At 72.8% G+C, this 26,908-nt stretch carries 24 protein-coding genes and 1 riboswitch; of the genes, 14 read left to right on the forward strand and 10 right to left on the reverse strand.

The features are described from left to right. Positions 1-28: 28 nt before the first annotated feature. Positions 29-1,312 carry a threonine synthase gene (gene thrC / locus ACLJWH_RS11325; RefSeq protein WP_411141512.1) on the reverse strand — a complete coding sequence of 428 codons (1,284 nt, stop codon included), beginning with the start codon at positions 1,310-1,312 and terminating at the stop codon, positions 29-31. Between the two features lie 17 nt (positions 1,313-1,329). Continuing rightward, a riboswitch (SAM riboswitch) is annotated at positions 1,330-1,485 on the reverse strand. Positions 1,486-1,656: 171 nt separating this feature from the next. Here thrC and ACLJWH_RS11330 point away from each other — a divergent pair. From ACLJWH_RS11330 to ACLJWH_RS11345, 4 genes are all read left to right on the forward strand, one after another. After that, a complete protein-coding gene (locus tag ACLJWH_RS11330) occupies positions 1,657-2,643 on the forward strand; it encodes a glucosyl-3-phosphoglycerate synthase (protein ID WP_411141513.1) in 987 nt (328 codons plus the stop codon). A 49-nt stretch (positions 2,644-2,692) separates the two neighbouring features. After that, on the forward strand, positions 2,693-4,240 hold the full coding sequence (locus ACLJWH_RS11335) for a trehalose-6-phosphate synthase (RefSeq protein ID WP_411141514.1): 1,548 nt from the start codon (positions 2,693-2,695) through the stop codon (positions 4,238-4,240). A 112-nt stretch (positions 4,241-4,352) separates the two neighbouring features. Continuing rightward, a complete protein-coding gene (locus ACLJWH_RS11340; RefSeq protein ID WP_411141802.1) occupies positions 4,353-5,396 on the forward strand; it encodes a cytochrome c oxidase assembly protein in 1,044 nt (347 codons plus the stop codon). 107 nt (positions 5,397-5,503) lie between these two features. Then, complete coding sequence (locus tag ACLJWH_RS11345; RefSeq protein WP_411141515.1) at positions 5,504-6,175, forward strand: hypothetical protein; 672 nt, start codon at positions 5,504-5,506, stop codon at positions 6,173-6,175. Positions 6,176-6,228: 53 nt separating this feature from the next. Here ACLJWH_RS11345 and otsB read toward each other — a convergent pair whose 3' ends face one another. The 3 genes from otsB to ACLJWH_RS11360 all read right to left on the reverse strand — a co-directional run bounded on the left by otsB (position 6,229) and on the right by ACLJWH_RS11360 (position 9,005). Next, on the reverse strand, positions 6,229-7,209 hold the full coding sequence (gene otsB, locus ACLJWH_RS11350) for a trehalose-phosphatase (protein WP_411141516.1): 981 nt from the start codon (positions 7,207-7,209) through the stop codon (positions 6,229-6,231). A gap of 148 nt (positions 7,210-7,357) precedes the next feature. After that, a complete protein-coding gene (locus ACLJWH_RS11355) occupies positions 7,358-7,726 on the reverse strand; it encodes a DUF3263 domain-containing protein (RefSeq protein WP_411141517.1) in 369 nt (122 codons plus the stop codon). 55 nt (positions 7,727-7,781) lie between these two features. Then, complete coding sequence (locus ACLJWH_RS11360; RefSeq protein ID WP_411141518.1) at positions 7,782-9,005, reverse strand: extracellular solute-binding protein; 1,224 nt, start codon at positions 9,003-9,005, stop codon at positions 7,782-7,784. 329 nt (positions 9,006-9,334) lie between these two features. Here ACLJWH_RS11360 and ACLJWH_RS11365 point away from each other — a divergent pair, with 329 nt between their 5' ends. The 3 genes from ACLJWH_RS11365 (at position 9,335) to ACLJWH_RS11375 (ending at position 12,593) form a co-directional block, all read left to right on the forward strand. Next, positions 9,335-10,267, forward strand: a complete 933-nt coding sequence (locus ACLJWH_RS11365) for an ROK family protein (protein WP_411141519.1) — start codon at positions 9,335-9,337, stop codon at positions 10,265-10,267. Beyond that, a complete protein-coding gene (nagA, locus tag ACLJWH_RS11370) occupies positions 10,267-11,478 on the forward strand; it encodes an N-acetylglucosamine-6-phosphate deacetylase (RefSeq protein WP_411141520.1) in 1,212 nt (403 codons plus the stop codon). The genes ACLJWH_RS11365 and nagA overlap by 1 nt, the downstream gene beginning before the upstream one ends. 185 nt (positions 11,479-11,663) lie before the next feature. Then, positions 11,664-12,593 (forward strand): 1-phosphofructokinase family hexose kinase, encoded by a 930-nt coding sequence (locus ACLJWH_RS11375; RefSeq protein ID WP_411141521.1) that lies wholly within the window; start codon positions 11,664-11,666, stop codon positions 12,591-12,593. 72 nt (positions 12,594-12,665) lie between these two features. Here the strand turns inward: ACLJWH_RS11375 and ACLJWH_RS11380 are convergent, their stop codons facing one another. Further along, positions 12,666-13,652 (reverse strand): carbohydrate-binding protein, encoded by a 987-nt coding sequence (locus tag ACLJWH_RS11380; RefSeq protein ID WP_411141522.1) that lies wholly within the window; start codon positions 13,650-13,652, stop codon positions 12,666-12,668. Between the two features lie 332 nt (positions 13,653-13,984). Further along, on the reverse strand, positions 13,985-15,661 hold the full coding sequence (cdgB, locus tag ACLJWH_RS11385) for a diguanylate cyclase CdgB (RefSeq protein ID WP_411141523.1): 1,677 nt from the start codon (positions 15,659-15,661) through the stop codon (positions 13,985-13,987). Positions 15,662-15,961: 300 nt separating this feature from the next. Between cdgB and ACLJWH_RS11390 the strand changes: the two genes are divergently transcribed. Further along, positions 15,962-16,567, forward strand: a complete 606-nt coding sequence (locus ACLJWH_RS11390; RefSeq protein WP_411141524.1) for a flavin reductase family protein — start codon at positions 15,962-15,964, stop codon at positions 16,565-16,567. A 129-nt stretch (positions 16,568-16,696) separates the two neighbouring features. On the opposite strand, the gene arfB is transcribed toward ACLJWH_RS11390, so the two are convergent. After that, on the reverse strand, positions 16,697-17,125 hold the full coding sequence (gene arfB / locus ACLJWH_RS11395) for an alternative ribosome rescue aminoacyl-tRNA hydrolase ArfB (protein WP_411141525.1): 429 nt from the start codon (positions 17,123-17,125) through the stop codon (positions 16,697-16,699). 172 nt (positions 17,126-17,297) lie between these two features. Continuing rightward, on the reverse strand, positions 17,298-18,530 hold the full coding sequence (locus ACLJWH_RS11400) for an amidohydrolase family protein (protein ID WP_411141526.1): 1,233 nt from the start codon (positions 18,528-18,530) through the stop codon (positions 17,298-17,300). 301 nt (positions 18,531-18,831) lie between these two features. Between ACLJWH_RS11400 and ACLJWH_RS11405 the strand changes: the two genes are divergently transcribed. The 4 genes from ACLJWH_RS11405 (at position 18,832) to ACLJWH_RS11420 (ending at position 25,057) form a co-directional block, all read left to right on the forward strand. Then, positions 18,832-21,768 carry a BTAD domain-containing putative transcriptional regulator gene (locus tag ACLJWH_RS11405; protein ID WP_411141527.1) on the forward strand — a complete coding sequence of 979 codons (2,937 nt, stop codon included), beginning with the start codon at positions 18,832-18,834 and terminating at the stop codon, positions 21,766-21,768. Between the two features lie 235 nt (positions 21,769-22,003). Next, positions 22,004-22,192 carry a hypothetical protein gene (locus tag ACLJWH_RS11410; RefSeq protein WP_381681231.1) on the forward strand — a complete coding sequence of 63 codons (189 nt, stop codon included), beginning with the start codon at positions 22,004-22,006 and terminating at the stop codon, positions 22,190-22,192. A 277-nt stretch (positions 22,193-22,469) separates the two neighbouring features. Continuing rightward, on the forward strand, positions 22,470-24,170 hold the full coding sequence (locus tag ACLJWH_RS11415; RefSeq protein ID WP_411141528.1) for a class I adenylate-forming enzyme family protein: 1,701 nt from the start codon (positions 22,470-22,472) through the stop codon (positions 24,168-24,170). Between the two features lie 293 nt (positions 24,171-24,463). Beyond that, positions 24,464-25,057: a TIGR03086 family metal-binding protein gene (locus ACLJWH_RS11420; protein ID WP_411141529.1), complete on the forward strand. Its 594-nt coding sequence runs from the start codon at positions 24,464-24,466 to the stop codon at positions 25,055-25,057. A 212-nt stretch (positions 25,058-25,269) separates the two neighbouring features. On the opposite strand, the gene ACLJWH_RS11425 is transcribed toward ACLJWH_RS11420, so the two are convergent. Beyond that, positions 25,270-25,491 carry a DUF397 domain-containing protein gene (locus ACLJWH_RS11425; protein ID WP_411141530.1) on the reverse strand — a complete coding sequence of 74 codons (222 nt, stop codon included), beginning with the start codon at positions 25,489-25,491 and terminating at the stop codon, positions 25,270-25,272. Beyond that, positions 25,469-26,308: a DUF5753 domain-containing protein gene (locus ACLJWH_RS11430; RefSeq protein WP_411141531.1), complete on the reverse strand. Its 840-nt coding sequence runs from the start codon at positions 26,306-26,308 to the stop codon at positions 25,469-25,471. The genes ACLJWH_RS11425 and ACLJWH_RS11430 overlap by 23 nt, the downstream gene beginning before the upstream one ends. A 166-nt stretch (positions 26,309-26,474) precedes the next feature. Here ACLJWH_RS11430 and ACLJWH_RS11435 point away from each other — a divergent pair, with 166 nt between their 5' ends. Together ACLJWH_RS11435 and ACLJWH_RS11440 are read left to right on the forward strand one after the other, a co-directional pair. Next, the gene (locus ACLJWH_RS11435; RefSeq protein WP_411141532.1) at positions 26,475-26,708 is read left to right on the forward strand and encodes a hypothetical protein; all 234 of its coding nucleotides are present in this window, start codon (positions 26,475-26,477) and stop codon (positions 26,706-26,708) included. Continuing rightward, the gene (locus ACLJWH_RS11440; protein WP_411141533.1) at positions 26,705-26,878 is read left to right on the forward strand and encodes a hypothetical protein; all 174 of its coding nucleotides are present in this window, start codon (positions 26,705-26,707) and stop codon (positions 26,876-26,878) included. Before ACLJWH_RS11435 ends, ACLJWH_RS11440 begins: the two co-directional genes overlap by 4 nt. Positions 26,879-26,908 lie beyond the last annotated feature (30 nt).

Genomic DNA, 26,908 nt, shown 5'->3' on the forward strand with positions numbered 1-26,908 from the left:
CGCCGCCGCACACGCCGCGTACGACGGGTCAGCCGGCCAGACCGGCCGCGCGGAACGCTTCCAGGCTCGGGCGGATGGTGGCCGTGGGCCCGGTGGTGGGGGCCACGGCGTCCAGCGTCTTGAGGCCGTCACCGGTGTTCAGGACGACGGTGGTCAGCGCCGGGTCGAGCAGACCGTTCTCGATGAGCTTCTGGGTCACGCCGACGGTCACCCCGCCCGCGGTCTCCGCGAAGATCCCCTCGGTGCGGGCCAGCAGCTTGATCGCGGCCACGATCTGCGCGTCGTCGACGTCCTCCACCGCACCGCCGGTACGGCGCGCGATGTCGAGCACGTACGGTCCGTCGGCCGGGTTGCCGATGGCCAGCGATTTGGCGATGGTGTCCGGCTTCTGCGGCCGTACGACGTCGTGGCCCGCCTTGAAGGCCGTGGAGACGGGCGAGCAGCCCTCGGCCTGGGCGCCGAAGATCTTGTACGGCCGGTCCTCGACGAGGCCGAGCGCGATCAGCTCCTTGAGCCCCTTGTCGATCTTCGTGAGCTGGGAGCCGGAGGCGACCGGGATGACGATCTGGTCCGGCAGCCGCCAGCCCAGCTGCTCGCAGATCTCGTACGCCAGCGTCTTGGAGCCCTCACCGTAGTAGGGGCGCAGGTTGACGTTGACGAAGCCCCAGCCCTCGCCCAGCGGGTCGCCGATGAGCTCCGAGCAGAAGCGGTTGACGTCGTCGTAGGTGCCCTCGATGCCGACCAGTTCGCCGCCGTAGACCGCGGCCATGACGACCTTGCCGGCCTCCAGGTCGTGCGGGATGAAGACACAGGAGCGGAATCCGGCGCGGGCCGCCGCGGCGCCGACCGCGCCCGCGAGGTTGCCGGTGGAGGAGCAGGACAGGGTGGTGAAGCCGAAGGCGCGGGCGGCCTCGACGGCGATGGCGACGACCCGGTCCTTGAAGGAGTGCGTGGGGTTGCCGGAGTCGTCCTTGACGTACAGACCGCCGGTGACGCCCAGCTCGCGGGCGAGGTTGTCGGCCTTGACGAGCTTGGTCAGCCCCGGGTTGAGGCTGGGCTTGCCGGCGACGTCGGCGGGGACGGGCAGCAGGGGGGCGTAGCGCCAGATGTTGCCCGGACCGGACTCGATCCGCTTCCGTAGCCCGTCCGGGTCACCGGTCGGCAGGTCGTAGGCCACTTCGAGCGGCCCGAAACACTCCTGGCAGGCGAAGAGGGGGCCGAGGTCGAAGCGCTGTCCGCACTCGCGGCAGGAGAGCGCGACGGCGGGACCGAGAGTGACGGCGGGAGAGCTTTCGGTGACTTGCACAGCCATGGAGGCGAGGCCCTTTCTCCTCATCTTCCTCGCGGCGCATCTCGCCACGAGACGGATTTGGCACCTTCCCCGCCGGGAGCCTCGCGCGCTGTGATCATTGATCTTCGCGGAGACCGGCTGGAGGGTTGCCGGGGCTTCAACGGGCCGTATCCCTCTGCCCCTCTGGATGAGCGGTATGGCACTGGGTGAAACCCAGGCGTTTGTGTGCGGCGACCCCGGCATGCGGCGGTCCTCCGCGTTGTTCAAGACTGTAACCGAAGCCACTGATGGTTGAGATAGTCGTCCGAACCGCGAGATGGATCACACCGACCGCCCGCCCGGCGGCCACCGAGGGAGTCGTAGACGTGCTGGAAGAGGTGGAGCGCTGGCTCAGCAGCCGCTCCTGGTCCGCGGCCGACCGCCCGCTCGACCGGCTGCTGGAGGCCAAGCGGCAGACGGGCCGGACGGTCAGCGTGGTGCTGCCCGCCCTCGACGAGGAGGCGACGGTCGGCGCGATCGTCGCGGCGATCCGCGGTGAGCTGATGACCGACGCGGTCCCCCTGGTCGATGAGCTGGTGGTGCTGGACTCGGGCTCCGCCGACCGGACGGCCCAGGTGGCGGCGGCGGCCGGCGCGCGGGTCGTGCACCGGGACGCCGTGCTGCCGCGTATCCCGGCGCTGCCCGGCAAGGGCGAGGTGCTGTGGCGCTCGCTGCTGGTCACCCGGGGCGACATCATCTGCTTCGTCGACGCCGACCTGCGCGAGTTCTCGGCCACCTTCGTCTCCGGCATCGTCGGGCCGCTGCTGACCGAACCGGACATCCAGTTCGTGAAGGCGATGTACGACCGGCCGCTGGAGACGGGCCGCGGCGGCGCCGACGGCATCGCCGGGCCGGGCGGCGGCGCAGGTCAGGGCGGCCGGGTCACCGAGCTGGTCGCCCGCCCGCTGCTGAATCTGCACTGGCCGCGGCTGGCCGGTTTCGTCCAGCCGCTGGGCGGTGAGTACGCGGCCCGCCGCTCGCTGCTGGAGCGGCTGCCGTTCCCGGTCGGCTACGGCGTGGAGCTGGGCCTGCTGGTCGACGCGCTCCACACGGTCGGCCTCGACGCCCTCGCCCAGGTGGATGTGGGCGTGCGCAAACACCGCCACCAGGACGGGCAGGCGCTCGGCCGGATGGCCGCGGCCATCTACCGCACCGCCCAACTCCGGCTCACCCGCGGCCACTTGGTGCGCCCCCGGCTCACCCAGTTCGACCGCGGCGCGAGCGGTTTCGTCCCCCGGACGACGGATGTGGACACCGAGGAGCGCCCTCCGATGGCCGAAATACCGGAGTACGCGGAGCGACGCGCGGCCTGACCCGCGCTCCGTACGTTTGCGCGGATCCGTGCCGGGTTAGTGTCGCGGCATGGTCTCCGAGCGCAGTGGTGCCGAGGTTCTCGTCGCGTCCAACCGCGGTCCGGTCTCCTACACCCTGGCCGAGACCGGACCCCCCGGGCAGGCCGGTCAGGGAGCTGCCCGCGCGCTGACCGCCAAGCGCGGCGGCGGCGGGCTGGTCTCCGGTCTGTCGGCCATCGGGCCCGGTACGGACGCGGTGTGGGTGTGCGCCGCGCTCGGCGACGGCGACCGGGAGGCCGTCCGGCGGGCGGCGCACGGCGCCCCGGCCGGGGACGGCCCGGCGGCGGGTGAACTGGACCCGGCCGATACGGGCGGCCGGCGCGTACGGATGCTGGACATCCCCGCGGACATCCACGCCGCCGCCTACAACGGCATCGCCAACTCCGTGCTGTGGTTCGTCCACCACATGCTCTACCAGACACCGCTGGAGCCCGTCTTCGACACGGAGTTCCGGGCGCAGTGGGCGTCGTACGAGACCTACAACGCGGCCTTCGCGGACGCGCTCGCCGACGGGGCGGCGCCCGGCGCGGCCGTCCTCGTGCAGGACTACCACCTGGCGCTGGTGCCGGGGATGCTCCGCGAGCGCCGCCCCGACCTGCGGATCGCGCATTTCTCGCACACTCCGTGGGCGCCCGCGGAGTACTTCGCGATGCTGCCCGACGACATCCAGCGGCAGCTGGCACTGGGCATCCTGGGCGCGGACCGGGCGAACTTCCTGACCCGGCGGTGGGCCGCGAACTTCATGGCGTGCGCCGCGACCGCACTCGGCGCGGACTGCGCGCCCGCCCACCCCGGGGACGACGCCCCGGCTCTCGTCTCGTACCCCGCCGGGCGGCCGGCGCACACGACCCGGATCGGGGTGCACGGCCTGGGCGCCGACGCCGGTTTCCTGCGCGAGCGGGCGCACCGCCCCGACGTGGACGAGCGGCTGGCGGCGCTGCGCGCCCAGATCGGCGGGCCGGACCGCAGGACCATCGTCCGCGTCGACCGCACCGAGCTGTCCAAGAACATCGTGCGCGGGCTGCTCGCCTTCCGCCGGCTGCTCGCCGACCACCCCGAGTGGCGCGAACGGGTCGTACACCTCGCCTTCGCCTACCCCTCGCGCCAGGACCTGGCCGTCTACCGCGACTACACCGCCGAGGTCGAACGGGTCGCCGGGGACATCAACGCCGAGTACGGCACGCCCGGCTGGCAGCCGGTCGTGCTGCACGTCAAGGACGATTTCGCGCGCTCGCTGGCCGCCTACCGGCTCGCGGACGTGGCCCTGGTCAACCCGATCCGGGACGGGATGAACCTGGTCGCCAAGGAGATCCCGGTGGTCTCGGACGGCGGCTGCGCGCTGGTGCTGTCGCGGGAGGCGGGCGCCCACGAGGAACTGGGCGCGGACGCGCTGACGGTCAATCCGTACGACATCACCGGCACCGCGCGGGCGCTGCACGAGGCCCTGACGATGCCCCACGGCGAACGGGCCGCGCGCACCGAACGGCTGGCCGCGGCCGCCACCGCGCTGCCGCCCGACCGGTGGTTCCTGGACCAGCTGCGGGAGCTGACGGGCTGAGCGGCGGCTCCGGGCACCCGGGGCCGGGCGGTCCGTACGGGGCCGTCCGCGCGTTCGGGGTGCCCCGCGCGCGGCCCGCCGGGCGGCAGGTCTAGCGTGGTGGTCCGTGACAGTGACAACGCTTTCGGCCGGTTTGCCGGAGCTGACCGCGGGTCGGCTGGCAGGCAGCTGGCAGCTGGATCCGTACGCGCTCGTCCTGGTGCTGCTGCTGGGCGGCCTCTACGCCTGGGGCGTCGTGCGGCTGGCGCGCCGCGGTGAGCGGTGGCCGGTCGCCCGGACCGTGGCGTTCGCGGGCATCGGGCTCGGCGCGATCGTGGTGGCGACCATGTCCGGGCTGGCGGTCTACGACCACGAGCTGTTCTGGCCCGCCGCGGTGCAGAACATCGTCCTCGACCTGATCGCCCCGCTCGGCCTGGCGCTCGGCGACCCGCTGGCGCTGGCGCTGCGGGCGCTGGACGAGCGGACGCCGACCGCCCGGTGGCTGCGCGGCGCGCTCTCCGGCCGCGTCCTGCGACTGCTGACGTTCCCCCTGGTCAGTACCGTTCTGGTGCTCTCCTCCGAGCTGGCCATCTACTTCACGCCGTACTTCCCGACGGCGCTGCGGCACGGTCCGCTGCACGAGCTGATGTATCTGCAACTGCTGGTCGTCGGCTGCCTCTTCGTCCTGCCGATGCTCACCCGTGAGGCGCTGCTGCCCGCATGGTGCAGCCATCCGGTGCGGGCGCTCCTCGTGCTGGTCGACGGGCTGGTCGACGCGGTGCCCGGCATCGTGGTGATGACCAGCGGCACGCTGATCGCGGGCGGCTGGTACACCGCCCACCACCGCCCCTGGGACCCCAGCCCGCAGCTCGACCAGATGATCGGCGGCGGGCTGATGCTGACCATCGCCGAACTGGTCGGGCTGCCCTTCCTCATCGCGGTCTTCGCGGAGTGGGTACGGTCCGAGCGCGGGAAGACGGCGGCGCTGGACGCCCGCCTGGACCGCGAACTGGCGACGGTAGCGGCGGCGCCGGGGGTGCCGGATACGCCGGCCGGCCCGGACGCATCGAGCGGCACCGGCGCGCCGGCCGTACCGCAGCCGGAGCTGACGCGCCCCTGGTGGGAGACCGACCAGGGCGTGGTGGGCGACCGCTTCCGGCGCGGGGGCGACAGCTGACGGACGGCTGACGGACGGCGTACGCCCGGCGCGTACGCAGGGCGGCGGTGGCCGCCGCGCTTCCGCCGCCCCGGCTGGACCGCACCGCCGCTGGGTAGTCCTCCGTCATGCCGAATACCGCACGCTGGGCCGTGCTCGCGGCCTCCGCCGCGCTCGTGGCCGCCGTCACCGGATGCTCGTCCGGCCAGTCCCCCGCCGATGCCAAGGGCGGCTCACCGCACCCCGGGGCGGTGCCCCCCTCCGCCGTGGCGAGCGAGCCGCCGATACCGGTGGGGCCCGGTCCGCAGTCCGCGTACACGGTGCAGCAGCAGCCCGCCCCCGGTTCCTGCCACTTCCGGTACACCGCCGACAAACAGCCGCTCCCCGACCCGAAGTGCACGCCCGGGGCGACGAACCCCAAGGTCACACCGGCGACGTTGAAGACGACGATCTGCCACAAGGGCTACACCTCCGGTATCCGGCCCCCGGCGAGCATCACCGGCCGCGAGAAGAAGGCCAACGCCGCGTCGTACGGCTATACCGGCAGCCTGCACGACGCCGAGTACGACCACCTCATCAGCCTGGAACTGGGCGGCGACCCCAACGACCCGCGCAACCTGTGGGCCGAGCCCCCGTCCCCGGGGCACAAGCCGGGCTCCGGGCCCAACAACCCCAAGGACCGGGTGGAGAACCGCCTCAAGTCCGCGATCTGTTCGGGCAAGGCCGAGCTGACCAAGGCGCAGCGGGCCATCGCGCACGACTGGACGACGGCGGAGTCCGTCCTCGGTCTCGACCAGTAGCTCCCCAGGCCCGGCCGGTGACGCCGCGGGCCCGGTGGGCCCGCGGCAGCGCCTCAGGAGGCGGCGAGCCGGTCCGCGAGGGCGGTCAGCAGGCCCACGACGCCCCGCGGACCGTCGACCACCAGGTCGGCGCGCTCGGCGAGTTCGGTGACCTCGTCGCTGCCGCTGCACACCAGCACGCCGGTCAGGCCGCCGGAGCGCAGTTCCTCGACGGCGGCGAAGGCGGCCAGGTCGCCGAGGTCGTCGCCCATGTAGAGCACGGTCGTGGCGCCGGTCTCCCGCACCCAGCCGGCCAGCGCGACGCCCTTGTCCATACCGGGCGGGCGCAGTTCCAGGACCAGCCGGCCGGGCTCGACGACCAGGCCGTGGCGTTCGGCGAGCGCGGCCAGCGGGGCCCGCAGCCGGTCGAAGGCGGCCTGGGGGTCGTCGGCGCGACGGGTGTGGACGGCGATGGCGCGGCCGCCCTTGGTCTCGACGGCCGTTTCGACCCAGGTGCCCCGCCAGACGCCGGAGCGGTCCAGGACGCCGGGGAGTTCGGCCTGCACGGCGGCGATACCGGGGTGCGGGGCGGGGGCCCGGACGGTGGCGGTCGCCGCGTCCCAGCGCTCGGCGCCGTAGTGGCCGAGGACGACGAGGTGTTCCAGCCCGGGGACGCCGGCCACGCCGCCGAGGGCGACCGCGACACCGGCCGGGCGGCCGGTGATCACCGCGGCGGCGCGCAGCCGCGGGGCGAGCCGGCCGAGCGCGGCGGCGGCGCCGGGGTGGGCGCGGGCCTGCGCCGGGTCGGGGACGATATCGGCCAGGGTGCCGTCGAAGTCGATGGCGATGACGGCCTGTTCGGGACGGGCCAGCAGCGCGGCGAGGCCGTCGCGGCCGGCCTGGGTACCGGGCACCGGGACGGGCGGCGTGGCTGCCGGCGGCTCGGAGCTGCGGGGCTGTGCCGTGTCCGGGGCCGGTGCGGGGTCCGGCGTCGCTCGGGGATGCGGGGCCGGCTCGGGGCTCGGCGTCGGCGCGGCGTTCGGGGGGCTGCCCATGGCGCCGACCCTATCGGTGGCGCGTGGGCGCGCGTGGGGTGAACGGGAGCATCGGGACGGCGGACGCGGGGCGCTCCGGTGCCGCGGCGGGGTGACCCGATGGCGCGGCGCGGCGGGGTGACCCGGCGGCCGGCGGCGCGCGGTCGCCTCAGCGGCGGGCCCGGCGGGCGTCGCGTACCCGGCGCAGGCGGTTGACGGTGACCGCGTCGTGGGCGAGCGCGCGCGGGTCGTCGAGCAGGGCGTTGAGGAGTTGGTAGTAGCGGGTCGGGGAGATGCCGAGCCGCTCACGGATGACGCGCTCCTTGGCGCCGGGGCTCGGCCAGGAGCGCCGCTCGACGGCGAGCACCGCTTCGTCCCGGGTGGAGAGCGGCGCCGTACGGGCACCGGCCGCGGCGGCGGCCACGCCGTCCGCCGTGGTATCCGCCGCGGCCGGTCCGGGTGCGCCGTCCGTGCCGGTGCCGGCGGTCTCGTCGCCTCCGGCGCCGTGCTCCGCGCCGCCGCCCGTACCGCTCGTCATCACGTTTCCACGATAAGCCCACGGTCGGACAGCGGCCGGTGCGCCGGGCGCGGGCTCATTCGGCGGCGCTGTCCGCCCGGTCGGCGAGGTGCTGGATGTCGGTGAGGACGCCGGCCGGGTTGCCCCGCGGGCCGACCACGGTGCCCATCTTGGCCTTGAGGGTCTTGGAGACCAGCGGCCAGGAGGTCTTGTTCGCCGGGTAGAACTCGGCGTTCTTGAGCTGCTTGAGGAAGCTGTGCAGCTTGCTGTACTTGCCGTCGGCCAGCATCGCCTCGGAGGCGGAGGTGGTGACCGGCAGCAGGCCGTAGGTGCCGGAGAAGTCCAGGACGTTCTTCTCGCTGTAGACGAAGTCCAGGAACTTGCCGACCTGTGCCTGGTGGCCGTTCTGTTTGAAGGCCATCATCCAGTCGGCGACGCCCATGGTGGACTTGGCCTTGCCGCCGGCGCCGGGCAGTTCGACGGTGCCGTAGTCGATGCCCTTGGCCTCGGCCTGCTTCATCAGGGTCGGGTGGCCGTTGAGCATGCCGACCTCGCCGTCCGCGAACGCCGCGAAGGCGTCCTCGCGGTTGAGCTTGGCGGGGCTGGCGCCGGTCAGGCCCTTGCCGACGAGCTCCGTGCGGAGCCATTCGAAGGTCTTGACGTTCTCCGGCGAGTCGATCGCGTACTTGCCGATGCTGTCGGTGTAGCCGCCGCCACCGCCGAGCATCCACAGCAGCGTCTCGGCCTGGGTCTCCTCGGGGCCGAGCGGCAGCGCGAACGGCATCTTGACGCCGCGTGCCTTCAGCCGGCCGGCGTCGCGGGCGACGTCCGCCCAGCTCTGCGGCGGGTCGGTGATACCGGCCTCGGCGAACAGCTTCTTGTTGTAGAAGAGCCGCCGGGTGCTGGCGCCGAACGGCATGCCGTACTGGGTGCGGTGGTACTCGCCGGCCTCCGCGAGGGCGGGGGTGAAATCGGCCTGGGTGGGTATCGAGAGCAGCTGGTCGGCGCTGTAGAGGCGGCCCTTGGCCGCGTAGTCGGCGTACGCGCCGACCTGCGCCATGTCCGGGGCCTTGCCGGCCTTGACGAGGTCCTCGACCTTCTTGTCGACCTCCGTCCAGCTGTAGACCTGGACATCGATCTTGATCTTGGGGTTGGCCTGTTCGAAGGCGCGGCTGAGCCGGTCCCAGTACTTCTGGGAGCTGTTGGCCTTGCTGTCGCCGTAGTCGGCCGCGACGAGTTTGAGGGTGACCGCGTCGCCGCCGTCCGAGCCACTGCCGCAGGAAGTGAGGGTCAGTGTCATGACTGCGGCGAGTCCCGCCGCCGCCAGGCCCAAGTACCGCCGCTGCACTGCCGTTACCGCCTTCTGTCCCGAAGATTCACGCTTGCCGGGTATGCCGGTGGTACAGGGGTCACTTTCAACCGCCATGAACCAAGAGTCTCTCCCGCGTACCGACACAAGGTCTACACCACCTACCGTTTCAGTTCGATATCACCCCACATCTGCGCAGGTCAGCGGGGTGCGCTACAGGACGCCAGAAGGAGGAACGGTGACGAAAATCCCGGCGGGAAAGACGAACCGCTCCGCGAGTGGACTAGACCTTTTATGGCAGATCGCGCGAAACTGTTCCCGTGAAACACGTCATCGCCCTTGATGTGGGCGGCACCGGGATGAAGGCCGCCCTCGCCGGGCCGGACGGCACGCTGCTCTACGAGGCACGGCGCCCGACCGGCCGGGAGCGCGGCCCCGACGCGGTCGTCGAGACCGTACTCGGCTTCGCCGCCGAGCTGAGCGCCATCGGGCAGGAACGGTTCGGCAGTACCGCGCTGGCCGCCGGGGTCGCGGTCCCCGGCATCGTCGACGAAGGCGCCGGCATCGCCGTCTACGCCTCCAACATCGGCTGGCGGGACATCCCGATGCGGGCGCTGCTCTCCGAACGGCTGGGCGGTGTCCCGGTCGCCCTCGGCCACGACGTACGCACCGGCGGGCTGGCCGAGGGCCGGATAGGCGCCGGCAAGGATGCCGACCGCTTCCTCTTCGTTCCGCTGGGCACCGGTATCGCGGGCGCCATCGGCATCACGGGCCGCATCGAGGCCGGCGCCCACGGCAGCGCGGGCGAGATCGGCCACATCGTCGTACGGCCCGGCGGGCGCGCCTGCGCCTGCGGCCAGCGCGGCTGTCTGGAGACGCTGGCCTCGGCCGCGGCGGTCGGCCGCGAGTGGGCCGCGGCCTGCGGCGATCCGCAGGCCGGCGCCGCGGACGCGGCCAGGGCCGTGGCGGCCGGCGACGAACGGGCCCACGCCGTCTGGCAGACCGCGGTGGACGCCCTCGCCGACGGCCTGGTCACCGGGCTCACCCTGCTCGACCCGCAGACGATGATCATCGGCGGCGGCCTCGCGGAGGCGGGCGACACGCTGTTCGTACCGCTGCGGGAAGCGGTCCGCCGGCGCGTGACGTTCCAGCGGCTCCCCTCGATCGTTCCGGCCGCCCTCGGGGACGCCGCCGGATGCCTGGGCGCAGGACTGCTCGCCTGGGATCTTCTCTCCACGGAGGTAACCGCCTGATGGCACAGCAACAACCCGCGGACCACCGGCGCACCCTCCTGACCGGCGCCCGGATCGCCCGTCCGTCCGGCGTCGTCGAGAACGGCCGGATCGCGATCGAGGGCACCCGCATCGCCGACGACCACGGCGGTCAGGGCGATCAGGCCGATCAGGGCCGCCACGGCACGGACGCGGTCACCGTCGATCTCTCCGGCCACCTCGTCGTCCCGGGCTTCGTCGATATGCATGTGCACGGCGGGGGCGGCGGCTCCTTCTCCTCCGCCGATCCCGAGGAGTGCCTGACCGTCGCCGACACCCACCGCCGGCACGGCACCACCTCGATGGCCGCCTCCACCGTCACCGGCGATCTGGACGACCTCGCCCGGCAGGCCGCGGTGCTCGCCGAGCTCGTCCAGCAGGGCGAACTGGTCGGTATCCACTTCGAGGGCCCGTTCATCTCCCCGCACCGCTGCGGCGCCCACCAGCCCGAGCTGCTGCGCGACCCGGACCCGGCCGACGTCCGCAAGCTCATCGACGCGGCGCACGGCGCGGCGGCGATGATGACGATCGCCCCGGAGCTGCCCGGCGGTCTGGAGTCCGTACGGCTGCTGGCCGACGCCGGCGTGATCGCCGCCATCGGCCACACCGACTCCGGCTACGACGCCACCCGCGAGGCCATCGACGCGGGTGCCACCGTCGCCACCCACCTCTTCAACGCGATGCCCGGCCTGGGGCACCGTGCGCCGGGCCCGGTCGCGGCCCTCCTGGAGGACGAGCGGATCACCGTCGAGCTGATCAACGACGGCACCCATCTGCACCCCGCCATCCTGGAGATGGCCTTCCGCGACGCGGGTGCCGGGCGCGTCGCGTTCATCACGGACGCGATGGGCGCGGCCGGTATGAACGACGGTATGTACCCGCTCGGCCCGATGCGGGTCGAGGTCAAGGACGGCGTCGCCCGGATCAGCGAGGGCCCGACGGCCGGCTCGATCGCCGGTTCCACCCTCACTCTGGACCGCGCCTTCAAACGCGCCGTCACCATCGACAGGCTGACGGTCGGCCAGGCCGTACAGGCACTTTCCGCCAATCCGGCCCGGCTGCTGGGCATCGACGACCGGGCGGGCTCCCTGGAGACCGGCAAGGACGCCGACCTCGTGGTGCTGGACTCCGCGTACGACCTGGTGGGCGTCATGCGGCGGGGTGAGTGGCTGGTGCGCCCGGACGGCGTCTGAGCGCCGGACAGGACGGCACGGCGGCCGTCCGCCGGATGGATGTGCACCACACGGTGGTTGGCCCGGGTCTGGGCCAACCACCGTTCGCGATGGCATGATCGCTCGCGCACTTGTCCGTATGCCGCCGCACCGCTCGGTTGCCAGACCCACGGCCGTCCGGTCCACGACCGCCCGGAGGGGGAGCCATGATCCTCACGGTCACGCTGAACGCCGCCCTGGACATCACCTACCGCGTGCCCCGGCTCCACCCGCACCGCACCCACCGGGTCACCGACGTCGCCGAACGCCCCGGCGGCAAGGGGCTGAACGTCGCCCGGGTGCTGGCCTCGCTCGGCCACCGCGCCGTCGCCACCGGTTTCGCGGGCGGCGGCACCGGCGAGGCGCTGCGCGCCCTGCTCACCCAGGAGACCGACGTCGCCGACGCCCTGGTGCCGGTCGGCGGCGCGACCCGCCGCACCGTCGCCGTCGTCGACGAGTCCACCGGCGACACCACCCAGCTCAACGAACCGGGCCCGACCGTCTCCCCCGCCGAATGGCACACCTTCCTCGGCACCTACCGCGAACTGCTGGGCGACGCGCGGGCGGTGGCCCTGTGCGGCAGTCTGCCGCCGGGCGTCCCGGTCGATGTCTACGCCCGCCTCACCCGCGTCGCGCGCACCGCCGGCGTCCCGGTCCTCCTGGACACCAGCGGGGAACCGCTCCGCCGCGGCCTGGCCGCCCGCCCCGACCTCGCCAAGCCCAACGCCGATGAACTCGCCGCCCTCACCGGCAGCACCGAACCGCTGCGCGCCGCCCGTGACACCCGCCGCCGCGGCGCCCATGCGGTGGCCGCCTCCCTGGGCGCGGACGGCATGCTGCTGGTGACCGCCGACGGCGCCTGGCAGGCCGCCCCGCCGCGGCGGATCGCCGGGAACCCGACCGGCGCCGGCGACTCGGCGGTGGCGGGCCTGCTGTCCGGTCTGGTGGAGGATCTGCCCTGGCCGGAGCGGCTGTCCCGCGCGGTGGCCCTGTCGGCCGCGACCGTACGGGCCCCGGCGGCGGGCGAGTTCGACCCGGCGGTCTACGCGGAGCTGCTGCCGCACGTCGTGGTGACGGACCGCCCGACGGCGGCCTGAGGAAACGGGCGAGGCCCGGCCGGCGCGGACGCCGGGGAGCACCCGCCGCCCGTCACCCGCGGGTGCCGGGCCTCACTTGGCCTCCGTCAGCCAGACCTGATCGATGTTCACATCGCACTGATTGCCGCTCTCGCAGGACAGCCGGAGGGTGTTCGTGCCCTTGTTGAGCTGCACAAGGGACCAGGAGTTGGTCCAGCCCTTGTCCCAGGCGCCCTCGCTCGCGCCGGTGTAGTTCTTCATGCTGATCGGCCGGCTCTCCGCCTTGCCGTTCACGCCTATCGTGAGGTTCGCGTCCTTGCCTGGCACGCCGTAGCCGACCCAGAACTTGTACTGACCGGCCTTGTCGACATTGAGCGTCCACGTGGCCGACGCGCCGGGCGTGTTCATGCCGGCTATATACGAACCGCTCGCCGACCGCGCGCCCGGGACGTCCTTCGCCGAGCTCGCGCCGCCGTCCAGCCGCATGCTGCCCGCGTCGAGCTTGGGCAGCTCGCCGGGGGTGGGCTTGGTGGTCGGGGACGGCGGCGGCGAATCGCTCTCCTTGACCGACTCGGCGGCCGTCGGACCCGGCGTGCCCTGGGCGTCCTTCTTGGTGTCGTCCTTGCCGTTGGTGACCATCGCGACGCCGATGCCCACGCAGACCACCGCGACCACGGCGACGGCGGCGATCAGCAGGCCGTTGCGGCGGCGGGGCGGCTGCCGGTCACCGTGGCCCTGCCCCGGGACGGGACGGGTGCGGTCACCGCCGGGCAGCGTCTCCGGTGCGGCGTAGTGGGCGTTCTGCTGGCCGTAACCGGGCTGCTGCCCGTAACCCGGCTGCTGGCCCTGGCCCGGCTGCTGCCCGTAGCCCGGCTGCGGGGCCTGCTGCGGGGCGCCGTACTGCCGCTCGCCGACCGCGCGCACGTTGTTGTAGGAGGTCCGCGGGACACCCGGCTGCCGCGTCGGCGCACCCTCGCCCGCCGAGCCCGCCGAACCGCCCTCGCCGCCCTCCTGGCGGTAGAGGTAGGCGAACGGGTCGTCGTTCTCCGGCGTGTCCGCGCCGTTTTTACCGGCCGTCATTCCGTGTCACTCCCCAACGGTCTGTACGCGTCTGTGCGTGCCTGTATGTGTGCGCAGGTATCCGCGCGTTCGCACATATCCGCGCGAACTGTCTTTTCCGGACTCCCGGCGGCGCCGCGCCGCATCGGCGCAGCCTACCTCTTTCGGCTTTTCGGACGGCGCGCCGCAGCGGCCACAAGATCGCTACAGATCGGTGAACGGCTGGTAGGCCGGTACGGATTGCGGCGCGTGCGGCGGATGCGCGGGGTGAGGCATCGTACGACGGCCGTCCGCACCGTCGCGCTCCGGTCCACGGCGGCGCACCCGGGCCCGTGGCCGCGCACCCCGGCCGGTCAGCCCGCCGCCCGCCGGTTCCCCTTCGACCGGGAGCGCTTCTCGACGTACATCCGCTGGTCGGCCGAGGCCAGCACCTCCTCGGCGGTCATACCGCAGCTCGCCCAGCCGATGCCGAAGCTGGCACCCACCCGGACCGCCCGGCCGTCCACCCGGATCGGCGGGACGATGGCGCTCCGCAGCCGGACCGCGAGGTCCTCGGCGTCGGCCGTACCGAGGCCGTCGGCGAGCACCACGAACTCGTCGCCGCCGAGCCGGGCGACCGTATCGCCGTCCCGGACGCCGCTGGTCAGCCTGCGGGCGACCTCGATCAGCACCGCGTCGCCGGTGTGGTGCCCGAAGCGGTCGTTGATGGACTTGAAGCCGTCGAGATCGCAGAAGAGGACCGCGAGCCCCTTGGCCCCGTCGTCCGCCGGGCCCTCGGCCGGCGCGACGAGATGGACGTGGTGGTCGTACGGGACCGGGCTCATGCCCTCGAAGCCTTCGAGCCCGTCGAACGGCTCGGGGCCGCCCGGCCGGAAGCTGCGCGGGTCGCTCGGGTCGGCACAGGCCGCGGCCGAGGCGGCGAACGCCGCCGCGAGCGGGGCCGGCGGGCTGGAGCACAGCCGGGCGCCGAGCCGGGCCCGCAGCTCGGCGCTGTTGGGCAGACCGGTCAGCGAGTCGTGGCTGGCGCGGTGCGCGAGCTGGAGCTCGTGCCGCTTGCGCTCCTCGATGTCCTCGACGTGCGTGAGCAGGAACCGGGGCCCGTCGGTGGTGTCGGCGACGACGGAGTTGCGCAGCGAGACCCAGACGTAGGTGCCGTCCCGGCGGGCCAGCCGCAGCTCGGCCCGGCCGCCCTCGGCGGAGGTGCGCAGCAGGGTGCCGATGTCCTCGGGGTGGACGATGTCGGAGAAGGAGGAGCGGCGCAGCGCGGCGGCCGGGCGGCCCAGCAGCCGGCAGAGCGCGTCGTTGGTGCGCACCAGCCGGCCGTGGTCGTCACCGCCCATCTCGGCGACCGCCATCCCGCTCGGCGCGTACTCGAACGCCTGCCGGAAGCTCTCCTCGCTGGCGCGCAGGGCCTGCTGCTCGCGCTCCAGCCGGACCAGCGCGCGCTGCATATTGGCCCGCAACCGGGCGTTGCTGATCGCGATGGCGGCCTGGAAGGCGTACATCTGGAGGGCCTCCCGGCCCCAGGCTCCGGGGCGCCGGCCGTTGCGCGGCCGGTCGACGGAGATCACCCCGAGCAGCTCGCCGCCGCCGTTGGGCGCCATGTACAGGGGCGCGAAGAGGCGGTCCCTGGCGTGCCACTCGTCGGGGAACCGGGGCACGGGCCCGTCGGTGTGCCACTGCGGGACATCGTCGTCGTCCAGCACCCAGCCCTCGGTGTGCGGAATGAAGCACAGATCGCCCCACCGCTCCCCCATCGCCAGTCTGCGGTCCCAGGAGGTCCGGGAACCGACCCGCCCGGCCATCAGCGCCTCGGCGGCCGGGCTGCCGGCCACCGCGGCGACGACGAGATCGCCGTCCGGGCGGACCAGATTGACCGCGGCCAGCTCGTAGCCGAGCCCGCGGAGTACGCCGTCGGCGACCGTCTGCAAGGTGTCCGCGAGGCTACGTGCGGTGGTCAGCTCGGCGACCGCCTGGTGCAACTGCCGCAGGGCCGCAAGGCGGACGTATGGCTCCGACTCGGTCTCCATCGTTCGCTCCCCCTGAGACCTCGACAGCAACTCCAGGATTCTTTGTCGTCCGATTCCACGCTCACTGAATCACAGTGAGCTGTTCACTCGGTACACAGGGTCAACAATAACTGCACGCTGTGACTCAAGTCACAGACAGTGAGGGCTTGTTGACGCTCCCCGAGGGGGCCTCGGCTGGCGCATTTCTCCACTTCCTGAACGCAAATCCGGGGCATCCGCCGCCTCCGCCGTCAGACCTAGGGCACGGGTGGTCCCAAGGCCCGATGCGAGCCGGGGCCGGACGGCGTTAGCGTTCCTGGCGTGTTCACGAAAAACCCTGCCACCATCCCGGCCGCCGGTTCCGCCGCGCCCGTCGTCAGCCTCGCGCCCGTGCCGGGCGGCGCGGTGATCCCGCATCCTGTGGGGGTGAGTGACGACGAGTTCCGCGCCGCCCTGTCCCGCCTCGCCGCCGGTGTGGTGCTGATCACCGCCCACGATCCGGAGGACGGACCGCGCGGCGAGGACGTCGGCATGACCGCCACGGCGTTCGTCTCCGTATCGCTGGATCCGCCGCTGGTGATGGTGAGCGTTCGCAACGACTCGCGGATGGACGACCTTCTGGCGCATCAGCCGCTCTGGGCCGTTTCGGTGCTGTCGGAGAACCAGCGTCACGTTGCCGGACGATTCGCCATGAAGGGCCGCATCAGCGACCGACTCCTCTTCGAGGACATTCCTCATGTACGGGGAGAAGCGGCCGGCGCCCCGCTGATCGGCGGCGCCCTGGCGGTCCTGGAGTGCCGGACCGAGCAGCGGGTGGTGGCCGGCGATCACACCCTCGTCATCGGCCGGGTGCTGACCGCCTCGGCCCCGGGCGACGACGGCGGCCCGCTGACGTACTTCCGCGGGAAGTACCGGCAGTTGGGCTGAGCGCCGGAGGGCCGGGCCCGGCGGCGACGGGGGAGCCGCCGGGCCCGGCCGCACCCGGCGGGCGCCGACGTCGCCACAGCCCCTGGCGGGCGCCGACCACGCCGGTGGCGCTCCCGGTGGCGGCCCGGCTCAGTCCCAGCCGCGGCCGGAGCGCCCGCGCTTGGTGTCGCCGCGCTGCTTCTTCTCGCGCAGCCGCCGCTCGTTGATACCGCGCGGGATCCGGGACTTGCGGCGCGCTTTGGGCGGCGGTGCGGTGGCCTCGGCGAGCAGCCCGGCCAGCCGGACGGCGGCGGTCTCGCGGTTGCGCCACTGGGAGCGGTGGTCGGAGGCCCGTACGGTCAGCACGCCGTCGACCAGCCGGCCGGCCAGCCGCTCCAGGGCGCGTTCCTTCCACACCTCGGGCAGCGCCTGCGTGCCGGCGAGGTCGAAGCGCAGCTCCACCTGGCTGTCGCTGGTGTTGACGTGCTGGCCGCCCGGACCGGAGGAGCGCGAGAACCGCCAGACGAGCTCGGCCTCCGGAAGGACGACCGAACCACGGATGACATGGGGCCCGGACATGCCCCTATGATCCCGCCTGCGCGCGCCTCCCGTCACCCTCTTTCTTTACCCGGACCTCCCGGACCCCCCGGACCCCAGGGGTTTCCCGGGCCCGGCGGCCCGGCGGCACGGGCGGGCGCCGGTACCGCCGGACGGCCGCCGCCCGCCGGCCCGTCCCCCGGCGCCGGTGCGCTCAGCCCCCGGCCGCCGCCCCCGCCCACAGCCCCTCCCCGGTCAGCCCCAGCAGTTCGATCGCGTTGCCGCGGACGATCCGCTCGACGACATCCGCCGCCAGGTGGCCCATCTGGGCCTCGCCGACCTGCCGCGAGGCGGGCCAGGTGGAGTCGGAGTGGGGGTAGTCGGTCTCGTAGAGGACGTTGCCGGCGCCGATCGCGTCCAGGTTCTTCAGGCCGAAGGCGTCGTCGAAGAAGCAGCCGTAGACGTGGTCGGCGAAGAGTTCGGAGGGCGGGCGGAGCACCTTGTCGGCGACGCCGCCCCAGCCACGGTTCTCCGACCAGACCACGTCCGCGCGCTCCAGGATGTACGGGATCCAGCCGATCTGCCCCTCGGCGTACATGATCTTCAGGTTCGGGAAGCGGTCGAACTTGCCGCTCATCAGCCAGTCGACCATCGAGAAGCAGCAGTTGGCGAAGGTGATCGTGGAGCCGACGGCGGGCGGCGCGTCGGCGGAGGTGGACGGCATCCTGCTGGACGAGCCGATGTGCATGGCGATGACGGTGCCGGTCTCGTCACAGGCGCGCAGGAACGGGTCCCAGTCGTCGGTGTGGATGCTGGGCAGCCCCAGGTGCGGCGGGATCTCGCTGAAGCAGACCACCCGGACGCCGCGGGCCGCGTTGCGCCGCACCTCCGCGGCGGCCAGTTCCGCGTCCCACAGCGGGACGAGGGTGAGCGGGATCAGCCGGCCGCCCGCCTGCGGCCCGCACCACTCCTCCACCATCCAGTCGTTGTACGCGCGCACCCCCAGCAGCCCCAGTTCGCGGTCCTTGGCCTCGGTGAAGGTCTGGCCGCAGAACCGCGGGAAGGTCGGGAAGCAGAGCGCGGACTGGACATGGTTGACGTCCATGTCGGCCAGCCGCTCCGGGACGCTGTACGAACCGGGGCGCATCTGCTCATAGGTGATGCCTTCGAGCCTGACCTCGTCGCGGGAGCAGCCGACGGCGGTGTCGAGGCGGGTGAGCGGCCGGTGCAGATCTTCGTAGACCCACCAGTCGGCCAACGGCCCGTCATCACCCACAACGCCCATCTTCGGGGCGAATTTTCCGCCCACGAACGTCATGTCCGTCAGCGGCGCCCGGACGATCCGCGGACCGATGTCGTGGTACTTCGACGGGAGCCGGTCCCGCCAGACGTGAGGTGGCTCCACCGTGTGGTCGTCCACCGAGATGATCTTGGGGAAGCTCTCCATGTCCCACACGGTAGCGCCGATCTGACGACCCGTCAGTAGCGTGGGGCGGCAGGAACGGCACACCGGGCGAGGGGCCGGGCCGGGGCGCGCGCGGGGCTCGGTACCGTCCGGGGGGCGTACGGAGACCCGGCGGCCACGCCACCCGCGCTCCGCCGCGCGCCACCCGGGCCGGGCCGTCACCGGCCGGGGAGGCTTTGTGCACGCTCCGGGCCCCTACTGACGTAAAAGCCGCTGACAAGGCAGACTGACCGATGCGAACGGCGCGAACAGTGCGAACGACCGGACAGGGCAGGAGGACACCATGGACGACGGTCCGGGACAGGGGCGGCTCCGCTTCACCGTGCTCGGTCCCGTGCGGGCCTGGCGCGGCGAGACGCCACTGGCGACGGGCTCCCCGCAGCAACGCGCCCTGCTCGCCGCCCTGCTGCTGCGCGGTGGACGCACCGCCACCGCACCCGAACTCGTCGACGCCCTCTGGGGCGACGCACCGCCGCACGCCGCCCTCGCCGCCCTGCGCACCTACGCCTCCCGGCTCCGCAAGGCGCTGGGGGACGACGCCCCGGCCCTGGTCAGCGAGTCCGGCGGCTATGCGGTCCGGTCGGCGGACGGCCGCCCGCTGGACCTCGACCTCGACCAGGCCGAGCAGTACGCCGCCGAGGCGGAGAAGGCCAAGGCCACGGGCGACCGCGGGCGCGCCCGCGCCCTCCTCGACGCCTCGCTGACCCTGTGGGACGGCGAACCGCTGGCCGGCCTCGCCGGTCCGTACGCCGACACCCAGCGCACCCGCCTCTGCGAGTGGCGGCTCTCCCTGGTGGAGACCCGCCTCGAACTCGATCTGGAGGTCGGCAGCCACGCCGAGGCCGTCTCCGAGCTGACCGCGCTGACCGCCGCCCACCCGCTGCGCGAGCGGCTGCGGGAACTCCTCATGCTGGCGCTGTACCGCAGCGGCCGGCAGGCCGAGGCGCTCGCCGTCTACGCCGACACCCGCCGGCTGCTCGCCGACGAACTGGGCGTCGACCCCTGCGCCTCGCTCTCCGATCTCCAGCACCGCATCCTGCGCGCCGACCCCGACCTGGACGCGCCGCCCGCCGTCAGCGACGGCCCGGACGCCGCCGACCACATCATCGTCCGCCCCCAGCAACTCCCCGCCACGGTCGCCGACTTCACCGGCCGGGCCACCTTCGTCGCGGAGCTCGGCGAGCAGCTCGCCACCGCCGAGGGCAGCGTGATGGCCGTCTCGGCGCTCACCGGCATCGGCGGCGTCGGCAAGACGACCCTCGCCGTCCATGTCGCGCACGCGGCCCGCGAGCACTTCCCCGACGGTCAGCTCTACGTCGACCTCCAGGGCGCCGGCCACACCCCGTCCGAACCGGAGGCCGTCCTCGGCGCCTTCCTGCGCGCCCTGGGCACCGCCGACTCGTCCATCCCCGACGGCCTGGAGGAGCGCTCCGCCCTCTACCGCTCCACCCTCGCCGGACGCCGCGTGCTGGCTTTACTGGACAACGCACGCGACGCCGCGCAGATCCGGCCGCTGCTCCCCGGCGCGGAAGGCTGCGCCGCGCTGATCACCAGCCGCGCCCGGCTGATCGACCTGGCCGGCGCACATCTCATCGACCTCGACGTGATGAGCCCCGAGGAGGCGCTGACCCTCTTCACCCGGATCGTCGGCAAGGAGCGCGTCACCTGCGAGCGGCAGGCCGCGATGGCCGTCGTCGGCGCCTGCGGCTTCCTCCCGCTGGCCATCCGCATCGCCGCCTCCCGGCTGGCCGCGCGCCGTACGTGGACGGTCTCCACCCTGGCCAGCAAGCTCGCCGACGAACGCCGCAGGCTGGACGAGCTGCGCGCCGGTGACCTCGCCGTCAAGGCCACCTTCGAGCTGGGCTACGGCCAGCTGGAACCCCACCAGGCCCGCGCCTTCCGGCTGCTGGGCCTCGCCGACGGCCCGGACCTCTCGCTCGCCGCCGCGGCCGCCCTCCTCGACATGGACATCGACTCCGCCGAGGACCTCGTCGAGTCCCTCGTCGACGCCAGCCTGCTGGAATCCGCCGCCCCCGGCCGCTACCGCTTCCACGACCTGGTCCGGCTCTACGCGCGTGCCTGCGCCGAGCGGGACGAACACCCGCCGACGGAACGGGACGCGGCGCTGTCGCGGCTGCTGGACTTCTATCTGGCCACGGCGGCGGCCGTGTACACGCTGGAGCGCCCCGGCGACCGTCTGGTCGACCACATGGAGACCGCGCAGCGCCCGGGGCTGGCGTTCGCCGACCGCACCACGGCACTGGAGTGGCTGTTCGCCGAGGCGCGCTGCCTGCTGGCCTGCGCGCAGCAGTCCACGGACGCCACGACCTTGCGCCGCGCCGCCGATCTGCTCCTGCTGGCCCAGGACCTGACGGAATCGGGCGCGGACTCCCGCCAGTACGAGCAGGTGAACGTGGCCCTGCTGATGTCCGCCGAGAAGTACGGCGACCAGCGCGCGGCGGCCCGTGTCCATGTCGCCCTCACCCACGTCCACATCCTGGCGGGCAGGTTCAAGGAGGCCGACGAGCACGCGACCTCGGCGATGCTGCTGGGGCTCGCCACCGAGGACCCCTTCTCGGCCTCCTACGCGCCGAACGACCGCGGGATCATCGCCTTCAGCCAGCACCGCACGGACGATGCCGAGGCGTATCTCAGCCAGGCCCTGACCGCCTTCCGGGAGGACCACAACCGCCCGTCGGAGGCGAGCGCACTGTGCAACCTCTCGCGCGTGCACCTGGACACCGGACGGGTGGACAGCGCGATAGAGCTGGCGGAGTCGGGCATCGCCATCTACCGGCAGTTGGGCGCCATGCGCCGGCTGGCCAACGGCATGTACGCCTTGAGCCTGGCCTTCACCCGGGCCGGCCGCTTCGATGACGCGGTCGAGCAACTCAGCGAGGCTCTCACGGTCTTCCAGCACAGCCGGCAGCGCTTCTGGGAGGGCATGACGTACTTCAGGCTGGCCGAGGTGGACCTCGCCGCGGACCGTCCGGCACGCGCCGCCAACTACGCCGAGCAGGCCCTGACCGCCCTGCGGGACATCGGCGGCGAATGGCGGCGCGCCAACGTCCTCACCGTCCTGGGACAGGCCCTGGCGAGTATCGGGCACCACGGCCGGGCGCAGGTGTGCTTGGCGGAGGCCCTTGCCGTCTATGACCGTCTGGGCTCGCCGGAAGGCGCTGACGTGCGTAAACTCCTGGCGTCCGTGGCCGCGGCGTAACGGATCGGGCGCACCGCATCAGCCGCTCGTCAAACGTTCGCCGTCGGCGTTTATCGATCGTTCATCGCCGGGGTCCACTCTCATCTCTACCGAACCGCCGCCTCGGGGGGCAAACGGCTCGGTGATCGGCCCCACCAGTATGGTGTTCGGCCCTCACACGCCCGTCCGGCGACCCACGGGGGAGTTGCCGGGCGGGTGCTGTGACCCAAGCGCCCACATGAAGGAGTTGGTCAATGTGACCACTGGTAACAAGACACCGAGCACTCAGGACCAGGATCTGGTCCAGCCGCTGGACCACCACATCCCCAGCCCGCCGGCGGACCTGGCGGAACTGGTGGATCTGGTGGGCCGCCCGGCCACCAAGAAGAAGCCCGGCGACATCACGCCGCAGGATCACCACATCCCGCTCGGCGAGACGAAGTAAGGCCACACAGGAAAGATCCGGGGGATCGCAGGGGCTGGTTTCGATGGCACGGAGGGGGGCCATCGAGACCGGCCCCTGCGGCGCGTTCGGGGCGGTTCGCCCCCGGGGCCGCGGGGGACCTCCGCACTCCTGACCCCGGGCCGCCGGCTCCCGCCCCCGGCCTCCTGACGCCCCATCAGATTCGCTGCTACAGTCGCGCCGTCCGGCCCCGCCGGAGCCGCACCGGGCCCGTCCCGTCCCGCCCGGCTCCGCTCCTTTCGCAGCCAGGAGGCGCGCCGTGTTTGAGTCCGCTCGCATACAGACGCTCTGGGAACTGGTCGACTACCGGGCACGGGCCTCGTACGGGGCGCCGATGTTCTTCGACGGGGACGGGCGGACCGTGACCTTCGACGAGGTCAGGGACGAGGCGCTGCGGGCCGCGGCCGGGTTCCGGGAGCTGGGGATCGGGGCCGGGACACGGGTGGCGTGGCAGCTGCCGACGCGGATCGAGACGGTGATCGCCTCGCTCGCGCTGGCCCGGCTCGGGGCCGTACAGATACCCGTCATCCCCCTCCACCGGGAGCGCGAGGTCGGCTTCATCCTCGCCGATTCGGCGGCGGAGTACCTGCTCGTTCCGGGTCGGTGGCGGGGCTTCGACTACACCGCGATGGCACACGAGGTGGCCGGGGACGGGGTGCGGGTCATCTCGTCGGCGGACGGGCTGCCGCCGGCCGGTCCGCGGGGTGGTCCGGCGGACGGCCGGGGTGCGGGCGGCCGGGGCACGCGCGGTGAAGGGACGGCGGCCGGGGCGGCGCCCGGCGGATCGGCGACCGCCGGGACGGGGGCGGCCGGGACGGGGGCCGGGAGACGGCACGGCGGTACGGGCGAGGGTCGCGACGGTACCGGCCGGGGCCGCGACGGCGACGCCACGGCCTGGATCTACTACACCTCCGGCACCACCGCCGTCCCCAAGGGCGTCGAGCACACCGACGCCGGTCTGCTCGCCGGCGGCGTCGGGCTCGCCACCGCGCTGGGCATGGGTGCGCACGACATCGGCTCGATCGCCTTCCCGTACGCGCACATCGCCGGTCCGGACTACGTCATCGCCATGCTGGTCAGCGGGTTTCCGGCGGTCGTCCTGGACACCTTCCGGCCGGCGGAGGCGGCCGCGGTCTACCGCCGCCACGGGGTGACGATGGCCGGCGGGAGCACCGCGTTCTACCAGGCGTTCCTGGACGAGTCACGCCGCCACCGGCGGGCGCGCCCGGCGGCCGGCCGGCTGATTCCGTCGCTGCGGCTGCTGTCCGGCGGCGGGGCGCCGATGCCGCCCGAGCTCTACGCGGCGGCCGGCCGGGAACTGGGGTGCGCGATCGTGCACGGGTACGGCATGACGGAGAGCCCCATGATCGCGATGGGCACGCCGTACGACACCGACGAGCAGTTGTCGCGGACCGTGGGCAGGCCCGTGACTGGCGCGCGGGTGCGGATCGCCCGGCCGGACGGGAGCGAGGCCGCGACCGGGGAGCCGGGCGAGGTGACGCTCCAGGGCACGATGCTCTTCCGGCGCTATACGGACCCGGCGCTGACCGCCGAGGCGTTCGACGCCGACGGCTACTTCCACACCGGCGACCTGGGCCGGCTCCGCCCCGACGGGCATCTCGTCCTCACCGGGCGCCTCAAGGACATCATCATCCGCAAGGGCGAGAACATCTCGGCGCAGGAGGTCGAGGAGCTGCTGCACACCCACCCGGCGGTGGCGGAGGCAGCGGTGATCGGACTGCCGGACCGGGAGCGCGGTGAGCGGGTCTGCGCGGTGGTCACGCTCACCGACCCGGCGGCCCCGGCACCGACCCTGGCCACGCTGACGGCCCATCTCCGGGCGGCCGGACTGATGACACAGAAGCTGCCGGAGCAACTGGAGGTCACCGACGCCCTGCCGCGCGGTGGCCCGCTGCACAAGGTCCTCAAGACGGCGCTGCGGGAGCGGTACGGGCGGTAGGCGGGCCGTACCCACGGCGAGTGGGGGCGTACGCGGGCCGTACGTACCGCGTAGAGCCGTACGTCGTACCGCGTAGGGGCCGTACGCGCGGCGGCCGGGCCGGGACCGGTCCGGCTCTGGGCGGTGTGGAGTGGTGGCGGTGTGGAGTGGTGGCGGTGTGGAGTGGTGGCGGTGTGGAGTGGTGGCGGTGTGGAGTGGTGGCGGTGTGGCGGTGAGTTCCGGGCGCCGTGGGGGGCTTCACTGGGGACAGGCCGGCAGGGACGGCCCCGGCGGGACGGAAGGAAGCACGGACCATGACCGAGACCATCGACTTCACGGCACAGACCCGGCTGGTGGCACGGCTCGCGGCGCACACCCGCGACGGGGAGCTGGACGCGCCCACGCCGTGCGAGGGGTATCGCGTGCGCCACCTGCTGGGGCATCTCATCCTTCTCGCCACCGCCTTCCGGGACGCGGCGCGGAAGAACCTCGGACCGACGACGGACTCCGACCCCGACGCGGCACTGCCGGACGTGCCCGCCGACTGGCGCGGCGTACTGGACCACAACCTCGCCGAACTGGCGGCAGCCTGGCACTCCCCCGCCGCCTGGCAGGGCGAGACCCGGGCGGGCGGTGTCGATCTGCCCGGCGCCATCGCGGGCCGGGTCGCGCTCAACGAACTCGTGCTGCACGGCTGGGACCTCGCCCGCGCCACGGGGCAGCCGTACGCGCCCGACGCGGCGAGCCTCGGCGTGTCGTACGCGCTGCTCGCGCCGTCGGCCGACGATCCGGGGCGCGGCCCCCTGTTCGGCCCGGCCGTCCCCGTACCGGACGACGCACCACTCCTCGACCGCGTGGTGGCCCTCAGCGGCCGCCATCCGTCCTGGACGCCCCCGCAACCGGGGTAGTCGGCAGCGGTCCCGTCCGCCCCGGTCGGACGCTCGCCCGTCACCGACGCCGCGGCACGGGAGCCACCGCAGGCGCAGGTCACCGGGTGCAGCGGTGGCCGGCTCCCGCTGTCAACGCCGTCGCTCCGGTGACGCCCGAGGCACCCCGGACCCCCGAGTGACCGGCCCTCGCTGCTCAGCGAGGGCCGGTCACTCGGGGGTCCGTTGCGGGCTCAGACGGTGAACTCCCCCGCCTTGACGGCGGTGACGAACGACGACCAGGCGTCCGCCTCGAAGACGACCGCAGGGCCGTGCGGGGCTTTGGAATCACGGACCGGAACGCCGGCGGGGTGTCCGTCCGACACCTCAATGCAGCCGCCTTCCCCGTTGTCGCTGTAACTGGACTTGCGCCACGCGAGGAGAGCCGATGCGTCACGAATCGTCGTCAACTTCATACTCCTTCAAGTAATTGCGGATCAGGTCGAGTGACTCATCATCCGTGAGGGCCAGAGAACGGGCCGTGTCAAACCGTTGGGTCAGGTCAAGGACCCTTCGTGGGGACTCGATCAGTTCGCCGGAGCCGAAGCTCTCGACCACGGCAATGCTCGTGCCGTCAGGCCGCGCGTGCAAGGTGAGGCTTCCGCCGAGCATGGGGTGTGCCCCTTTGCCGAAGGGAAGCACCTGCACTGTCACGTGCGGACGTGCGGAAAATTCCAGCAGATGCCTCAGCTGTTCGGCCATGCACGCCGGTTTCCCGATGAGACGCCTAAGAGCCGCCTCGTCGATAATTGCCCAGTAATAGGGCGGTTCCGCTCGTTCGAGGATTCGTTGTCGCTTCATGCGGATGACGACACGCTCACCGCGCCGCTCCTCCGTCTCACCTGGAAGCGATCTACGGAACAGTTCCAGTGTGTATTCCGGAATCTGGAGGAGACCGGGGATGACACTGCTGGTGTAGACCTGGAGGCGTTCCGCCTCGGGCTCCATGGCGAAGACCTTCCGGATGTAATCCGGAATCAGTGCGTCATGCGCCAGGTCCAGTAGTTCTGCCAGCACTCCGTCCGTATCAAAGAATTCGTCCAGCGAGTTGACCAGTGCTTCCGACGGGAGCTGTTCCCCGAGCTCCACCCGGCCCAAGTAGCTGTGCGAGTAGCCACTCACTCGTTCGGAGAGCTGGCGGAGTGACAGCCCCTTGCGCTCACGGAGCCGTCGCAGACGCCTGCCGAGCCTGACCCGTGGCGTGAGCTTGGCATTTTCACCGTTCAGCTCCACTCCCTTGCACTTCCTTTCGCATCAATTCGCTGTCCTTCCAGGACATTCGGTGACAGCTCCGGCGTGCGCCCGGCAGACCTGATCGGTCATGTTGGTGATGACTGGAATGCGGAGCGTAACTACCCGTCCGATGGGGGTGCGCACACCCGAGATGTACGGAGTGACCATGACGCAGCAGACCGAGGAACGGCCCCCGGAGCGCGGGGCGGTCGTGTACGACCCGGCAACGCGCAAAGTCGGGGAGTACCAAACCGCAGCGGGGCCGTATGCCCTGCTGCGCCCTGTCGGCGGTGGCTTGGAGTGGGAGGCCGACCCGGCACAGATCCGCCTGGCCACGGCGTCGGAACGGCTGAGCGCCGGAGTCCAGGCGGCGAACAACCGCGCCTGGCGGAAGCCGTGACCGTACCGAGCTCCGACGTGCCCCACCCGCGCGCACCCGTCCCCGCCTGCGCAACCTGCAAGGACCTCGCCGGGCAACGCGACTCCGCACGCGCCGAGTTCGACCGCAGCAAGGAGGCGGACGCCAACGTGTTGCTCCGTCGGCACCTGCGGCAGGAGCACCGCGGCTGATCCGCCAGGCGTCGCCAGGGAGCCGTATCC

It is taken from the genome of Streptomyces sp. x-80 (assembly GCF_046549095.1).
GTDB lineage: Bacteria > Actinomycetota > Actinomycetes > Streptomycetales > Streptomycetaceae > Streptomyces > Streptomyces celluloflavus.

Bases quoted from the DNA above. Each gene is read 5' to 3' on its own strand.
- ACLJWH_RS11335 (WP_411141514.1), top strand. From the start codon at position 2,693: ATGGTCTCCGAGCGCAGTGGTGCCGAGGTTCTCGTCGCGTCCAACCGC.
- ACLJWH_RS11425 (WP_411141530.1), bottom strand. From the start codon at position 25,491: ATGAAGTTGACGACGATTCGTGACGCATCGGCTCTCCTCGCGTGGCGC.
- ACLJWH_RS11345 (WP_411141515.1), top strand. From the start codon at position 5,504: ATGCCGAATACCGCACGCTGGGCCGTGCTCGCGGCCTCCGCCGCGCTC.
- ACLJWH_RS11375 (WP_411141521.1), top strand. From the start codon at position 11,664: ATGATCCTCACGGTCACGCTGAACGCCGCCCTGGACATCACCTACCGC.
- nagA (WP_411141520.1), top strand. From the start codon at position 10,267: ATGGCACAGCAACAACCCGCGGACCACCGGCGCACCCTCCTGACCGGC.
- ACLJWH_RS11405 (WP_411141527.1), top strand. From the start codon at position 18,832: ATGGACGACGGTCCGGGACAGGGGCGGCTCCGCTTCACCGTGCTCGGT.
- ACLJWH_RS11400 (WP_411141526.1), bottom strand. From the start codon at position 18,530: ATGGAGAGCTTCCCCAAGATCATCTCGGTGGACGACCACACGGTGGAG.
- ACLJWH_RS11420 (WP_411141529.1), top strand. From the start codon at position 24,464: ATGACCGAGACCATCGACTTCACGGCACAGACCCGGCTGGTGGCACGG.
- otsB (WP_411141516.1), bottom strand. From the start codon at position 7,209: ATGGGCAGCCCCCCGAACGCCGCGCCGACGCCGAGCCCCGAGCCGGCC.
- cdgB (WP_411141523.1), bottom strand. From the start codon at position 15,661: ATGGAGACCGAGTCGGAGCCATACGTCCGCCTTGCGGCCCTGCGGCAG.
- ACLJWH_RS11355 (WP_411141517.1), bottom strand. From the start codon at position 7,726: ATGACGAGCGGTACGGGCGGCGGCGCGGAGCACGGCGCCGGAGGCGAC.
- arfB (WP_411141525.1), bottom strand. From the start codon at position 17,125: ATGTCCGGGCCCCATGTCATCCGTGGTTCGGTCGTCCTTCCGGAGGCC.
- ACLJWH_RS11380 (WP_411141522.1), bottom strand. From the start codon at position 13,652: ATGACGGCCGGTAAAAACGGCGCGGACACGCCGGAGAACGACGACCCG.
- ACLJWH_RS11360 (WP_411141518.1), bottom strand. From the start codon at position 9,005: ATGACACTGACCCTCACTTCCTGCGGCAGTGGCTCGGACGGCGGCGAC.
- ACLJWH_RS11435 (WP_411141532.1), top strand. From the start codon at position 26,475: ATGACGCAGCAGACCGAGGAACGGCCCCCGGAGCGCGGGGCGGTCGTG.
- thrC (WP_411141512.1), bottom strand. From the start codon at position 1,312: ATGGCTGTGCAAGTCACCGAAAGCTCTCCCGCCGTCACTCTCGGTCCC.